The organism is Streptomyces sp. NRRL S-1022, from assembly GCF_000720135.1.
GTDB lineage: Bacteria > Actinomycetota > Actinomycetes > Streptomycetales > Streptomycetaceae > Streptomyces.
In genome coordinates, this window is the sequence record NZ_JOIU01000221.1 from 1 (window position 1) to 211 (window position 211).

A 211-nucleotide genomic window follows, 5' to 3' on the forward strand; every position below is an offset into this window, starting at 1 on the left:
CAAGTCGGTCAGCAACTGCTCGCGGATCGCCTCGACCTGGCCGGAGTGGGCGGCGTAGTTCACCGGCAGGCGGCGGGCGCGGATGCCGTCGGCCTCACAAGCCGCCAGCAGTTCGTCCAACGCGTCCAGATCACCCGACACGACGACCGAACCGGGAGCATTGACCACCGCCACGGTCAGCCGGCCGTCCCAGCCGGCCACGAACTCGGCG

At 70.6% G+C, this 211-nt stretch carries 1 protein-coding gene; it reads right to left on the reverse strand.

The window, feature by feature from the left end:
* A partial coding sequence (locus IG05_RS43430; RefSeq protein ID WP_037816124.1) for an acyltransferase domain-containing protein occupies window positions 1-211 on the reverse strand: 211 nt, incomplete at both ends.